Source organism: Pseudomonas sp. CYM-20-01, assembly GCF_023169845.1.
In the GTDB taxonomy this organism is placed as follows: domain Bacteria; phylum Pseudomonadota; class Gammaproteobacteria; order Pseudomonadales; family Pseudomonadaceae; genus Aquipseudomonas; species Aquipseudomonas azotoformans.
The window spans coordinates 4283932-4297965 of the sequence record NZ_AP025169.1 but is presented as its reverse complement, the minus strand read 5'-3'; the positions used below and the strand labels follow the sequence as shown (position 1 = coordinate 4297965).

Annotated in this window: 13 protein-coding genes; 6 read left to right on the top strand and 7 right to left on the bottom strand. The window is 62.8% G+C overall.

The window, feature by feature from the left end; genetic code table 11:
- Window positions 1–768, top strand: a complete 768-nt coding sequence (locus M2497_RS19300) for an ABC transporter ATP-binding protein (RefSeq protein ID WP_248482382.1) — start codon at window positions 1–3, stop codon at window positions 766–768.
- Window positions 769–780: 12 nt separating this feature from the next.
- Entirely contained in the window at window positions 781–2175 is a 1395-nt protein-coding gene (locus M2497_RS19295; RefSeq protein WP_248482379.1) for an FAD/NAD(P)-binding protein, read from the top strand.
- An 18-nt stretch (window positions 2176–2193) separates the two neighbouring features.
- Here the strand turns inward: M2497_RS19295 and M2497_RS19290 are convergent, their stop codons facing one another.
- The 4 genes from M2497_RS19290 to M2497_RS19275 are packed head-to-tail and all read right to left on the bottom strand — an operon-like array spanning window position 2194 to window position 6802.
- Entirely contained in the window at window positions 2194–3438 is a 1245-nt protein-coding gene (locus tag M2497_RS19290; RefSeq protein ID WP_248482377.1) for an HlyD family efflux transporter periplasmic adaptor subunit, read from the bottom strand.
- Complete coding sequence (locus M2497_RS19285; RefSeq protein ID WP_248482375.1) at window positions 3428–4906, bottom strand: TolC family protein; 1479 nt, start codon at window positions 4904–4906, stop codon at window positions 3428–3430. Before M2497_RS19285 ends, M2497_RS19290 begins: the two co-directional genes overlap by 11 nt.
- Entirely contained in the window at window positions 4899–6098 is a 1200-nt protein-coding gene (locus M2497_RS19280; protein ID WP_248482373.1) for an ABC transporter permease, read from the bottom strand. The genes M2497_RS19285 and M2497_RS19280 overlap by 8 nt, the downstream gene beginning before the upstream one ends.
- The gene (locus M2497_RS19275) at window positions 6095–6802 is read right to left on the bottom strand and encodes an ABC transporter ATP-binding protein (protein WP_248482371.1); all 708 of its coding nucleotides are present in this window, start codon (window positions 6800–6802) and stop codon (window positions 6095–6097) included. The genes M2497_RS19280 and M2497_RS19275 overlap by 4 nt, the downstream gene beginning before the upstream one ends.
- A 357-nt stretch (window positions 6803–7159) precedes the next feature.
- Here M2497_RS19275 and M2497_RS19270 point away from each other — a divergent pair, with 357 nt between their 5' ends.
- Window positions 7160–7918, top strand: a complete 759-nt coding sequence (locus tag M2497_RS19270; RefSeq protein WP_248482369.1) for a TetR/AcrR family transcriptional regulator — start codon at window positions 7160–7162, stop codon at window positions 7916–7918.
- Window positions 7919–8086: 168 nt separating this feature from the next.
- On the opposite strand, the gene M2497_RS19265 is transcribed toward M2497_RS19270, so the two are convergent.
- Both M2497_RS19265 and M2497_RS19260 read right to left on the bottom strand, forming a co-directional pair.
- Window positions 8087–9148: an FUSC family protein gene (locus M2497_RS19265; protein WP_248482367.1), complete on the bottom strand. Its 1062-nt coding sequence runs from the start codon at window positions 9146–9148 to the stop codon at window positions 8087–8089.
- A gap of 86 nt (window positions 9149–9234) precedes the next feature.
- Window positions 9235–10851, bottom strand: a complete 1617-nt coding sequence (locus M2497_RS19260) for an NADP-dependent glyceraldehyde-3-phosphate dehydrogenase (RefSeq protein ID WP_248482365.1) — start codon at window positions 10849–10851, stop codon at window positions 9235–9237.
- A 138-nt stretch (window positions 10852–10989) separates the two neighbouring features.
- Between M2497_RS19260 and M2497_RS19255 the strand changes: the two genes are divergently transcribed.
- Window positions 10990–11850 carry a Dyp-type peroxidase gene (locus M2497_RS19255; RefSeq protein ID WP_248482363.1) on the top strand — a complete coding sequence of 287 codons (861 nt, stop codon included), beginning with the start codon at window positions 10990–10992 and terminating at the stop codon, window positions 11848–11850.
- Here M2497_RS19255 and M2497_RS19250 read toward each other — a convergent pair.
- Window positions 11847–12272 carry a winged helix-turn-helix domain-containing protein gene (locus M2497_RS19250; RefSeq protein WP_348984763.1) on the bottom strand — a complete coding sequence of 142 codons (426 nt, stop codon included), beginning with the start codon at window positions 12270–12272 and terminating at the stop codon, window positions 11847–11849. The genes M2497_RS19255 and M2497_RS19250 overlap by 4 nt on opposite strands.
- A gap of 593 nt (window positions 12273–12865) precedes the next feature.
- On the opposite strand from M2497_RS19250, the gene M2497_RS19245 reads away from it, so the two are divergent.
- Both M2497_RS19245 and M2497_RS19240 read left to right on the top strand, forming a co-directional pair.
- A complete protein-coding gene (locus M2497_RS19245; protein WP_016969018.1) occupies window positions 12866–13027 on the top strand; it encodes a hypothetical protein in 162 nt (53 codons plus the stop codon).
- 103 nt (window positions 13028–13130) lie between these two features.
- Window positions 13131–14015, top strand: a complete 885-nt coding sequence (locus tag M2497_RS19240; protein ID WP_248482359.1) for an FHA domain-containing protein — start codon at window positions 13131–13133, stop codon at window positions 14013–14015.
- The last annotated feature ends 19 nt before the right edge of the window (window positions 14016–14034 follow it).

Below are 14034 nucleotides of genomic sequence, written 5' to 3'. Positions count from 1 at the left end.
ATGAGCCAGCCCACCACCGCTGCCGCGCAGCCGTCGCTGCTGACGGTCAACGATATCGAAGTGATTTACGACGGCGCGATCCTCGCGGTGGCCGGGGTGTCGTTGAGCGTGCCCAAGGGCGCCATTGTGGCCTTGCTCGGTGCCAATGGCGCCGGCAAGAGCACCACGCTCAAGGCCATCTCCGGCTTGGTGCGTGCCGAACGGGCCGAGGTCAGTCGCGGTGTGATCGAATACGCCGGTGCCGACCTCGCCGGCATCGACCCCAGCCAGCGCGTGCGCCAGGGCATGGTGCATGTGTTGGAGGGCCGCCATGTGTTCGGCCAACTGAGCGTGGAAGACAACCTGCGCAGCGGCGGCTTTGTGCGACGCCTGAGTCGCCGCGACATGGAGCACGACCTGGAACGTGTCTACGCCTGGTTCCCACGGCTCAAGACCAAGCGCCATACCCGCGCCGGTCTCACCTCGGGCGGTGAGCAGCAGATGGTCGCCATCGGCCGGGCATTGATGACCCGTCCTACTTTGGTACTGCTCGACGAGCCGTCCATGGGTTTGGCGCCTATGATCGTGCAGGAGATTTTCGCGATCATCGCTCAGCTCAACCGCGAGCAGCAGGTGAGCTTCCTGATCGCGGAGCAGAACATCAACGTCGCGCTGAACTATGCGTCCCACGGCTACGTATTGGATACTGGGCGCGTGGCCTTGAGTGGCAGCGCCGCTGAACTGCTGGCGCGGGGTGATCTGCATGACATTTACCTGGGCAAACAGTAAGGGCGACTCCGCATGACTGAATCCATCCGCAACGCTGATGTCCTGATCATCGGCGGCGGCCTGAGCGGCACGATGCTGGCCGTGCAACTGCTGCGCCTGCCGGGCGCGCGCCGGGTGCTGGTGGTCGAACCGCGTGCCGAGCTGGGCCGGGGCGAGGCCTACAGCGCCGTCGAACTGGGCCACACCCTGAACGGCAACGCGGCGCGCATGAGTGTCGACCCGGACAACCCAGACGACCTGACCCAATGGCTCACCGACTACATCGGCGCTGGCGGCTGGCCCGAGTCCGACCAGCAGCACGTGCCGATCAGCGAACTGTTCCCGCCACGCGGGATTTTCGGCTTGTATGCCCAGCAACGCCTGGCCGAGGCGAAGGCGCAGTCTGCGACCAGCGTGGAGCATGTGCGTGGCGAAGTGGTCGACCTGCAAGTGGATGCAGGCTCAACCCTGCTGACCCTCGATAACGGCCAGCAATTGCGTGGCGCGTTTGCGGTCCTGGCCACCGGCATGTTCCCGGCGGCGCGTACACCGCAGACCGACTCCAGCGGGTTGAACGCGGCGGCGGTGGACCCGTGGGACGTGAGCGCGATGCGCCGGATCGACCCGCAGGCGCCGGTGCTGATCATCGGTTCCGGGCTGACCATGGTCGACGCCGTGGTCTCCCTGGAACAGGCCGGGCATCGCGGGCCGATCGAGGTGTTCTCGCGTCACGGCCTGCTGCCCCATGTGCGGCGGCAACCGCCGGCCTGGGTGGATTTTCTTGGGGAGGACCATGGCCTGCGCAGCCCTCGGCAATTGCTGCGCGAGGTGCGGCGGCAATGCGCGCTTGCGCAGGCCCAGGGCATCGACTGGCAAGCGCCGCTGGACACCGTGCGTGCGCATATCGCGCGTTTATGGAGCCAGGCCAGCGAGCGTGAGAAGCGCCAGTTCGTCAGGCATGTGCGGCCCTGGTGGGAGAGCCATCACCACCGTTCGCCGCCATTGAGCGCGCAGTTGGTGGCGCGGCTGCATGAAGAGGGGCGGTTGCGGATCCTTGCGGCGTCGTTCAAGGGGCTGGAACCTTCGGGTGAAGGGGTGACGATTCGTTTGCGTTATCGCGGCGAACAAGGCATCACCCTGGTCTCGGGCGCAGCGCTGATCAACTCCAGCGGTATCGAATACGACTGGCGCCGCGTGGCCCGGCCATTGCCCCGGCAATTGCTCAAGCGTGGGCTGATCCAGCCAGGGCCGCTGGCGTTGGGGATTGCGGCGGATACGTCGGGGGCAGTGGTGGACGCCCAAGGGCAGGTCAGCCAGCGATTGTTCGCCATGGGCCCGCCGTTGCGTGGGATGTGGTGGGAAAGCACGGCGGTGACTGATGTGGCGCTGCAAGCCAAGGCACTGGCTTCAAAGCTGACAGAGATCTAAATGTGGCAGGGGCTCCATTTATCTTGAGGTCTTCACGAAGCCCGGCTTGAGGCCGAACACCTCCACGCCCTGCGCCGTTGCTTGCCCCGTGGTCACTTTCACCCGCTCCACCGGTTTATCCATCGCCTCCCGATACTCCACCGTGTGATCTGCCTGGATCGCCTGGCTCGGAATCACCATCGCCTGGGCATTGTTGTAGGTCACGATGGTCAATCGCGCACTCATCCCCAGGCGCACCCGTTGCAACTGCTGCGGCGTGAGCTTGGGGATCGACAGGGTCACCGGAAACTGCGCGCTGCCCTGGCTGTCGTTGGCAATCGCCAGGCCGCTGACCACGCTTACCGAGCCGGTCAGGCGCTCGCCATCAAACCCGTCGCCCAGCACTTCCACCGCCTGGCCCTGGTGCAATTGGTTGATGTCCAGCTCCGAGACCTTGGCGGTGATTTTCAGTCGTTCGATATTCGCCAGCCCAAACAGCACCTGGCCCTGGCTGACCTTGCTGCCGGCCTGCACCGGGGCATTGTTATTGCCGCCGCCCTGGGATGAGGTGTTGCCCGGTGGCGGCACCACGATGCCGGAGAACGGCGCCTTGACCTCCTGGCCATCGAGCAGTTTGTGCAGGGCGTCGTATTTCACCGTGGCGTTGGTCAGTTCCATATCGGCGATCTGGCGGTACTCGCCCTTTCCCTGGTCGATGGCCTGTTGCAGTTCGCTGCGGGCCGAGGCAAGGTCCAGCTGTTGCTGCTGGGTCTGTTGCTTGAGGTCGTCCAGTTCATTGCGCGGGATGATGCCGCGCTTGAACAGGTTTTCGCTTTCGGTGAGTTTGCGCTGGGTGTTGCCGGCGGTCATTTCGGCGGTGCGCAGGCTGCGGCGGGCGCGGCTGACGGCGGGGCTACTGTCCCAGTCCTGCATCTCTTGCACGGTGCGCCGGGCCTTGAGCTGGGCGGAAAGCGCTTCGCGCAATTGCACCTCCAGCGTGGCCGGGTCCATGCGCAACAGCACCTGCCCGGCCTCGACCCGCTGGCCTTGTTCCACCAGGTTGGCTTGCACGTTGCCATCGAAGGGCGCGGTGAGGGTGATGGTGGTGTCGGGCTCGATCTTGCCTACCAGGCCGATCCGGTGCTCCAGCGCCTCGGGCTTGACGGCCAGCCACTGTTCGCTGGCAGCGCCTGGATCGGACGCCGGGCTGCGCAAGGCCAGGCCCGCGCCGCCGAGCAGGACGATCAACACAACACCCAGCAGGCGTTTCTGATTAGTAGTCATTGAGGGCGATTTCCCAACTTTCCAGCGTCATGCCCAGGGTCAAGTCGAGCTGAGTCTGGGCGTTCAAATAAGCGATCAGCGCATTCAGTTGCGCGTTTTCGGCGTTGCGCAAATCGGTCTCGAAGCTCAGCACCTGGAAGTTGGTGGAGCGCCCGGCGCTGAGTTTTTCCCGCTCGATTTCGATCTTGCGCCGCGACAATTCCACGGCGCGCTGGGAGATTTCATACTGGCGCCAGCGCGTACCAAGGTCACGCACCACATCGTTGACGCTGCGTTCCAATTCCTGGCGCGCATCGGTGATGCGGATGGCCTGGTCCTCCACATTCACCCGTGCGCGCACTTCGGCCTGGCGCGTGCTGATATCGCCGATGGGAATCTGCACCTGCACCCCGGCGTAGCTGTCCCAGGTACGGTTGTTGGAACGGCCCGCGTCGTTGTCGGTGTTGGCGCGCACCTGGTTAGCGCCGGCCACCAGGTCCACTTGCCAGCGCCCCGAGTCCTTGGCGATCACCAAGTTGAGGTCGGCCTGTTGGCTGCCGAGCAGGGCGGCGAGGTATTCGGGTTGCTGGGTCTGCGCCAGGGTGAAGGCCTGGCGCTTGTCGATCTGCATGGGCCTGGCCTCCAGGGCTTCGGTGGCGCGAATCGGCGTGGACAGGTCCAGCGCCAGCAGGCGCAGCAGGGCGAGGCGGCTGGTGTCCAGTTGGTTCTGCGCTTCCTCCACGCCCAGTTGCTGGGTGGCGATGTCGGCTTCGGTCTGCACGATTTCGAATTCGGCCATGCGCCCGGCACTGATCAGCGCCTTGTTCACGTCCAGCAAGGTGCCGGAACGCTTGAGCGCATCCTGCACGATGCTCAGTTGCTCCTGGGCGCGCAGCAGTTCGCGGTAGGTGGCGATGATCTGGCTGATGGTCTGCGCCACAGTGGCCTTGAGGTTAAGGCGGTTGGCCTGTTCCGACAGGCGTGACAGGCGCAGCGGCGCGGTGGTGGCGTCCCAGCCGGCGCCACGCAGCAGCGGTTGGATGACTGCCAGGTCCAGGCCGTCGCTGCGGTAGCGACCGGCGCGGTCGGCGTTGCTCAGTTGCTGGGTCCAGGCCATGCTCAGGCGCGTGCCGTACTCGCCGAGCAGGCTGGTGGCGGGCGCCACGTTGGCATTGCGCGCACTGTCGGCGGAGCCCCGGGTGCTGCGGTAGTAACTGTTGAGGGTGAGTTTGGGGTTGAACACATCTTCGGCCACGCGCAGGTCGAACTTCTGGGCCACCCGTTGCAGGTACGCGCTGCGGATCGCCGGGTTGTTGCGCAGGCCCAGGTACACCGCATCCCCGAGGGTCATGGCGGTGGTCTGGGCGTTCAACGACACGCTGCGCTCGTAGCCGCTGCGGGTGGTGCTGGGGGCCGAGGGCTTGATCACCACATCGGCGGCCATGCCGGGCAGGCTGGCGAATGCGAGCAGCCATAGCCATTTACTCATCGCGCAGGGCCTCCACCGGTTGCAACCGCGAGGCCGAGACCGCCGGGTAGATGCCGAAGAACAACCCCACCAGCAACGTGCTGCCCACCCCCAGCGGCAAGGCGGCGACCGCCAGGGCAAATTCCCAGCCCGACAGCCAGGCGTACAACCAGGCCGCCGTCATGCCCAGCACGGCGCCACACAGGGCACCGACGGCGGTGAGGGTCACGGCTTCGAGCAGGAACAGGTTGCGGATGTCGCGTTGGCGCGCACCCAGGGCCATGCGAATGCCGATCTCGCGACGGCGCTCCGAGACGTTCATCAGCATCACGTTCATCACCCCGACGCCACCGCCCACCAGGGAGATCGCCCCCAGGGCCAGCAGCAGATAGGCGAAGGTGCGGCTTTGCCGGGTCATGCCGTCGATCATTTGCTGGGGCACCTGGATGTCTGCATCGTGGTCGGCGAGCTGCGAGCTCAAGGCGGCAGCCACGTCCTTGGCAAGGCGCTCCATGTCCTGGCCGGGTGTGGCGCGGATGATCACATTGCCGATCTGCGGTGTGGCATAGATGCGGCGCATGCCTTCGGCGGGGATGAACAGCGACTCATTGGCCTGCACCGGCATCAGCATCGCCCGGGGCTGGCTGCGCAGGATGCCGACGATCAGGAACAGGTAGTCGTTGATGCGCACGCGGTCGCCCAGTTGCAGGGGGTCACCTGGCGCACCGAGCGCCTGGGCCAGTTGGTCGCCGATCACGCCGTAGGTTTCGTTGGCATCGAAGCTCGACAGGAAGCGCCCCTGCTGTATCACCAGGCGCATCGCGTCCTTAATGTCTGGCGTGCTGCCGACGAAGTTGGCGTTGGTGGTGCGGCCGTGGAACACGATCGGCCCGCTGAACAGCGTGAGGGCGCCGATATGGGCAATGCCCGGCACGGTTTGGCGCACGGCATCGAGGTCGAGGCGGGCGGGCATCGGGATGCTGCTACCGCCTTTGGCTGGGAACTGGGCGATCAGGGTGTCGGTGCCCATGTCCTTGAAGATCATTGCCGCATCCACTGCCGCGTTATGCCCGATGTTGATCAACGCCACCACCGACGAACTGCCGATGACGATGCCCAGCAAGGCCAGGACCGAACGCTTGCCCAGGGTGCGCAGGCTGACGAACGCTTCATGCAGCAGCTGGCTGAGGCTTTGTTCGACCCGCAAGCTCATAGGCTTCGGGCCTCTTGCACCACGCCATTGCGCACTAGGATCTTGCGTTCCAGGCGCTCGGCGATATGCGGGTCGTGGGTGACGATGATCAGCGTGACTTGCTGTTCGCGGTTCAACGCCAGCAGCAGGTCCATGATCTCCTGTGCGGTGGTGCTGTCGAGGTTGCCGGTGGGTTCGTCGGCGAGGATCACCGACGGGTTGCCCACCAGTGCCCGCGCGATGGCGACCCGTTGGCGCTGGCCGCCGGATAGGTCGGCGGGGCGGTGGTGGGCGCGGTCGGCCAGGCCGACCTGCTCCAGCATGCGCAGGGCCTGTTCCACTGACTCATGCCGTGATACGCCGCGATAACTCAAGGGCAGGGCAACGTTGTCCAGGGCGCTGAGGCGCGGCAGCAGGTTGAAACTCTGGAACACGAAGCCGATCTGCTGGTTGCGGATGGCGGCCAACTGGTCCGGTGTGGCGTTGAAAATATCGTGGCCGGCGAAGTGGTACTGACCGCAGTTGGGCAGGTCCAGCAGGCCAAGGATGTTCAGAAGGGTACTTTTGCCCGAACCGGAGGCGCCAAGGATGCCGCAGCTGTCGCCACTGGCGATGGACAGGCACACATCATTGAGAATGGCCAGGTGTTGCCCGGCCAGCTGATAGCTTTTGCCGATGCCTTGCAGGGAGATCAAGCCTGGGTGCGCGGGGGTATCTGTCATCATGACTACGCCTGCAGTCTCGACGATGCCGTGCGGTCCCCGGAAAAGCATTGTTACAAGTTCGGGAGCGGCCTGGCGTGCGTCACGGACTGGTTTTATTTCTTGTTTTTAAAATATTGTTTGAATACTAACCGTGTTCCTGCTGCTTCGCCAGCCATGGATATAGAGCGGTTTCATCCTTTGAAACGATTTCCTCAAGGGCGTCGCAGTCCGCTCAAAAACCGTTCGACCAGCCTGAACGAGCCCGTGGGCACAGGCTTTTGATCATATGGCGCAGTGTCACTACTTGCTTTCAGGCGGCGGCCCCGGTATAAAAAATCAAATTATTTTTTAAAACAATATTTCCCACGTGGAACTTCTATGGTCGCGAAGAAAGTCAGCGCTCCAAACATTACCAAGACTCGATTGCTGGATGCGACAGAGGCTCTCTTCATCAAGTACGGATATGACGCGGTTTTGTTACGGCAGATTACCGAGCGTGCCCAGGTCAACCTGGCGGCGGTGAACTACCACTTCGGGGACAAGGACTCCCTGATGCAAACCCTGCTCAAGCAGCGCCTGGAGCCGCTCAACGAGCAGCGCCTGGAACTGTTGGCGCGGTGTGAAGCCGAGTCCGACGGCCCACTGGACTGCGACACCTTGCTCGGCGTGCTGTTTGCCCCGGCCATGGGCCTGGAGCGCAGCGACCCGGCCAGCGCCAGTGGGGAAGGGCGTTCGTTCATTCGCTTCCTGGGGCGGGTCTACAGCGACACCTCGCCGTTTATCCAGGAATACCTCAAGGTGCATTACCAGCCGGTGTTCCAGCGTTTCTTCGAAGCCTTCGCCCTGGCCTTGCCGGACCTGCCGCGCAATGAACTGGGGGTGCGCCTGCAATTTGCCCTCAAGGCGATTTCCGGGGTGATGGCCGGCACCGAGCTGCGCCTGCTGATGAACTCCATGAGCCTGGGCCGCCCGGCGACGGATGCCGAGGTGATGGCCAAGTTGATCACCCTGGTGTCGGCGGCGATTCGTGTGCCACAGCAAAGCCCGGAAGCGGAAACCGCATTGGCCAAGGTACTGGATACCCAGCGGGCCATTCGCGAACAAGCGACAGCCCCCGCCGTCAAGGCGTCCCGCTAGGTCAAATCCGAGGCAAAAAAAAGCCCGCTGGGGCGGCGGGCTTGATATGCAACATTTGTAACGGATGAGGCTTCACCCTACGTTCCGGGATGTGAATAAAACGTGAAAAATATGTAAGAGAAAGTGTGAAAGTGTTGACGTTGGTAAACACGGCAACAGGCCACCTCTCTAGATCTTCCAGTGCCCGGCACTTTTGGCCAGGCGTTGGCGCATCGCATCCACGTTTGCCGCCAGTTGTACCGTCAACAACCGATAGCCATCCAGCGCGCTGTAGACTGGCGCATCCAGTGCTGGCTCGGTGCCCGTGATAGGGCTGGGCCGCTCCAACCGCTCCGTCACCCCCGACTTCAACGCCCGCGCCATCCCCACCAACTGCACCCGAATTTGCCGATGTTCGGCCCTCAACATCACCTGCATCCGCGCCATCGCCTGTTCATCTCGTGGATCGGGCCGGGTATTGCCAAGAATCTCCAGGGTGCTGATGCACATGCGCAAATGCCGCTGGATCGCGTCCAGCTCGGTCATGGAAATCCGCACTTCCTTGGACACCGACGGCATCAACGAACGCAGTTGCAGCATCGCCGCGTTCAAGCGATTGAGCAATTTGAGGTGCTCGTCATCGGTGACCGACTGGCCATTGATGATCCGGCTGTAGATCGCCGCACAATCGCGCAACGCACTGGCCAGGTTGTAGCGCCACGAGTACACGGCATACAGCGGCAGGGCGAACGAGAACGCCAAGGCCAGCACAATGCCGATCAGGATGTCCACGGTGCGCCATAGCCCATCGGAGATCGGGTTGTCCCCGTGGCCTGCGACGATAAACACCGTGATCGCCGACAACAGGGCGATGTAGCCGCCCTTGCCGATGGCGTGATAGGAAAAGAACCCGCACACCGCCGACATCAACAGGTAGGTCAGGAAGGGCTGGCCGAAGTAGGCCTGCTGCACCACCAGCAACAAGCCGACGCTGGCGCCGATCAAGGTGCCATAGGCGCGTTCCACGGCTTTCTTGCCAATATTGCCGTGGTGCTGCAAGCCACCTATCACGATCAGCATGGTCACCGACGCCCACTCACCGTGGGGCAGGTTGATACCCGTAGTCAGCAGGATTGTCGCCAGCAAGCCGATGGACACGCGTACGGCGTGGATCAGCTTGGCATGGCGGTAGCGGCGGTACGGGTCGAGCAGCGGGCGCAACAGGCGCCGGGCGAAGAAGGGCAGGTTCATCGGTAGTAAAGTGGCCTCGAAATTCAGGGTTACGCGGCCCAAATGTGGGAGGGGGCAAGCCCCTCCCACATTTGGGTGTGTCGTTTTCAGAAAATGTAATCGGTGGTCAAGAAACTTGAATCGCGGTTGCGCAATATGTCACTGACCAGCGCCTTGTTGCTCTCCTGGAACTTGGTCGCCACCAGGGTGCGGATCGAGAACACGCGCAACGCGTCATGCACCGACAGCGTGCCCTCGGCCGAGTTCTTGCGACCGTTGAACGGGAAGGTGTCCGGGCCGCGCTGGCACTGGGCGTTGATGTTGATACGGCCAACCTGGTTGGCGAAAGTATCCACCAGGCGTCCGACTTCCACGGCGTTGGTGCCGAAGAGGCTCAGTTGCTGGCCGAAGTCCGAGTCCAGCACGTAGTCGATCACCGTCTCCAGGTCGCGGTACGGCACGATCGGCACCACCGGGCCGAACTGTTCCTCGTGGTACACGCGCATCTGCGGGTTCACCGGGTACAGCACCGCCGGGTAGAAGAACGAACCACGGCTTTCACCGCCATCCTCATTCACCACCTTGGCGCCGTGTTGCGCGGCATCGGCCACCAGGCCGTTGAGGTAATCCACCTTGCCCATTTCAGGCAATGGCGTCAGCGCCACGCCGTCTTCCCACGGCATGCCAGGTTTAAGCGTGGTCAGCTTCTGGTTGAATTTCTCGATAAAGCGGTCGACCACGTCTTCATGCACGAAGAGGATTTTCAGCGCGGTGCAGCGCTGGCCGTTGAACGACAACGAGCCGGTGAGCGCTTCGCTGACCGCATTGTCCAGGTCCACCTCGGGCAGCACGATACCGGGGTTTTTTGCATCCAGGCCCAATGCCGCGCGCAGGCGGTGCGGTTTCGGGTGCAGTTTTTTCAGGTCGCTGGCGGCCTTGTTGGTGCCGATGAACGCAAAGATATCGATCTTGCCGCTGGCCATCAGCGCACTGACGGTTTCGCGGCCGCTGCCGTAGATCACGTTGATTACCCCGGCCGGGAAGCTGTCGCGGAACGCCTCCAGCAACGGACGGATCAGCAGCACGCCAAGCTTGGCCGGCTTGAACACCACGGTGTTGCCCATGATAAGGGCCGGGATCAGCGTGGTGAAGGTTTCATTCAGCGGGTAGTTGTAGGGGCCCATGCACAGCGCCACGCCCAGCGGTACGCGGCGGATCTGGCCAAGGGTGTCCTGCTCCAGCTCGAAGCGGCTGGAGCGACGGTCGAGTTCCTTGAGCGCGTTGATGGTGTCGGTGATGTAGTCGCAGGTGCGGTCGAATTCTTTCTGCGAGTCCTTGAGGTTCTTGCCGATCTCCCACATCAGCAGCTTGACCACTGCGTCGCGTTGTTCACGCATGCGCCGCAGGAACGCTTCGACATGCTGGATGCGCTCGGCCACGCGCATTGTCGGCCATTCACCCTGGCCCCGGTCATAGGCACGCACGGCAGCATCCAGTGCGGTAAGGGCGGTCTCGGCGTCCAGCAGCGGTGTGCTGCCGATATGCACGCGCTCGTCGCCAAACTGCACCGGGCTTTGTACCTTGGCCAAGGGGCCGTTCCACACCTGCAACTGGCCGTCGACCAGGTAATCACGCTGTTCAATGGGCGCTCCGAGCTGGAATTGCTTGGGAACTGCGGCGGCGGAGGCGGGAAACAGCTGAGCGAGCAGGTTGCTGGTGGTCATGGCGCTACCCCTGGAATAGTTGCAAAACATGACTAGAGAGTCACCCAACAACAGGCTCTATGGCAAGGCTTGCGCGCTTTCTAGTACGCATGGCTGAGCCCGGCGGTTAAACTGCGCGGCTTTTCAGAAGGAGTTCACATGAGTCAGTACCAGCCGGGCATTCTTGCCGCACCGGTGCCGTTGCAGGCACGCCATCTGTTTTTTGCCGTGGAGGCCCTGGCCGCCGTGCCTGCTGCGCTGGACGCGCTGGTGCAACTGGTCGACTCGGCGGCAGTGGTCGGTCTGGGCGAGCCGTTGGTCACCGCACTGGGCACACGCGTTGAAGGCTTGCGCAGTTTTCCGGCAGTCAGCGGGCCGGGCGCACACAATCCGTCCACTCAGCAAGCTCTGTGGGTGTGGCTGCATGGCGAGGATCGCGGTGAATTGCTATTGCGCAGCCGTGCCTTTGAAAAGGCCCTGGCCCCGGCATTTCGCCTGGTGCAGATGACCGAAGGTTTCCGCTACAAGACCGGCTTCGACCTCACCGACTACGAAGACGGCACCGAAAACCCCCACGACGACGCCGCGGTTGAAGCCGCCCTGACCGACAGCGGCGCCAGCTTTGCCGCGCTCCAGCAATGGCAGCATGACCTCGATGGCTTCGCTGCGCTGCCGGCTCAGGAGCGCGACCACATCATCGGTCGCCGCCACGGCGACAACGAAGAACTCGACGACGCTCCCGAGTCCGCCCACACCAAGCGCACCGCCCAGGAAAGCTTCACGCCGGAAGCCTTCGTGGTACGTCGCTCCATGCCATGGGCCGAGAATGGCCAGGCAGGGTTGATGTTCCTCGCGTTCGGGCATTCCTTCGATGCGTTCGAAGCGCAACTGCGCCGCATGAGCGGGTTGGAGGATGGGATTGTCGATGGTCTGTACCGCATCAGCACCCCCTTGACCGGTGGTTACTACTGGTGCCCGCCGATCAAGGATGGGCATCTGGACCTGAGCGCCCTGAGCTAAACCAAGCCGCCCGCCACACGTTCACCGCCACCACCCGACGGCCTCATCGCCCGCGGGTGCGCCGCCCGCTCGAACCAGGTGGGCGCGACAAAACGATAGCCCATGCCCGCTGCCGTGGCGATGTACGGCACATCGTCATCGCCCAGTGTGCGGCGCAGCGTCTTGATCTGCGTGCGCAGGTTGCATTCCTCCACCACCAGTTTCGGCCAGGCGATGTCCAGCAGTTCGGTTTTCTGCAGCAATTCACCGGGCCGCGAGGCCAGGGCGATCAGCAGGGTCAGGGCGCGGCTGCCAAGGTTTACCGGCTGGCCATGCCTGAGCAGTTGGTGGCGCTTGGGCAGCAGTCGATAAGGGCCGAAGTGAATCTCAACGCAACCGTCGTCTTCAAGGAAAGTTGGGGGTGAATAATTCATGTCGGTCATAGATCACCTGGAAGGTTCATATATAGCCGGCCTGCAAACGCGTCCTTTGGTTATTAGTGCAGTTGCACTAACAGGCACGGCGGAAAGTTGCTCCCCCCCGCAATTAGGTTGTTGGGGGAGGCCTATCAAACGCGATGATTAAGTCGCTGTTGTTACAAATCGAAATACCCTGGAAGTTGGGCAAAAGGCTATTAGCGAAAAATGTGACGTTGTCGCGAAAATAATTGCCGAGCAGCGCTGTGCCGGGCGTCTCCATCGAGGTTTATTGTTCAGCTTCGTTCTGTAAACAGTAGGTGAGTCCCCGTAAATCGGGGCCTGTGGCGTGTTTTTGGTTTCTGCTAAAAGTTCCATGCCGCTCCGGCGATGAGTTTTTTTCAATGCCAGGTTGAGCCACACCTTTCACAGTGCCTGTCTGAAACGTTTCACAAGCTTTCACAGCGAAGGCGTTTTGATCGTGAGTAGTATGGATTCCATGCAAACCAACGGCGATTCGAAGGTTCACTGTCTGACGTTTTGGGCCTTCACCGGTTTGCATACTTTCAGCGTGCTGTTGCGCAACTGAATAACTTCCCTATCGATGCAAGGAGATGAACATGGCTGATGTCCCACCAGTAAAAGCCGGCGGCGCCGACGACGCTATCGCGAAGATGGAAGCGACCTTCAACATGGCTATCGAGAAGTCGGCCAAGATCACCGAAATCAGCACCGCGAAAAAAGCGGAGCTGGACGCCACCAAACAGCGTCCGCAGAACTGATTCGCCAAACGGGCAGCGCCGGCGCTGCCCGTTTACCCCTCAAGTCCCGTTTTTATCCTGATTCTTGACCCCGTTGCACAGGCTCAAGGGGGCAAACCCGACTATGACAGCCCTGATTTCCCTGGGTCCGTTCGCCGCAACTGGCGCGCCGACCCTGACGGTGACCGGCGGTTTGCATCAGGGCAGTTCCCTGGTGCTCGACCAGCCTGTCTACACCATTGGCGCCGATCTGGCGGCTGATCTGGTGCTCAGCGATCCCGGCATTGCCGGCCTGCACCTGCGCCTGCGTTTTGAAGGCGGCCAGGTGGCGGTCGAAGCCTTGGGCGGTGACGTATTGATCGCCGGCAATGTGCGCATTCCCCAAGGCAACGGTCATCGCGCGCGGCTGCCGGTGCAGCTGCGCATCGGCACGGCGGGGGTGAGCCTGGCAATGCCGGGCGGTGCTGAAAAACCCGTGCCCGCGCCACGCAAATTGCCCCCCTGGATCGTCGCGACCGCACTGCTGTTTATCTGTGCTGGAGCGCTGGCGTTTCGCAGTGAAGCACCGCTGCTGCCGACAACCGCCGTGGCCGACGTTGCGCCGCTGAAAAAACCTTCCCGCGAGCAGGCCAAGGCCTGGCTGGAGCAGCAGCTGCAAGCCGCCCAGCTGGACACGGTGAAAGTCAGTAACAGCAACGGCCAGCTCAGCGCCACCGGCACCTTCGAACAGTCGCAAAAACCGCAGTGGCTGGCGGTGCAGCGAGCCTTCGACCAGCGTTACGGCCAGCAGATCGTGCTCAACCCGCGTGTCACCGCGCGGGCCGATGCGGCGGCGCCGCGCGTGCGCTTCCAGGCCGTGTGGTTCGGCCCTCATCCCTATGTGATCAACGACAGCGGCAAGCGCCTGTACCCCGGCGCGGCACTGGCGGACAACTGGGTGCTGGAACGCATCGAAAACAACCAAGTGATCCTCGCCCGTGGCGAGGAGCGCTTCACCTTCACGTTGTGACCATGCTTTTAAGCTAAGG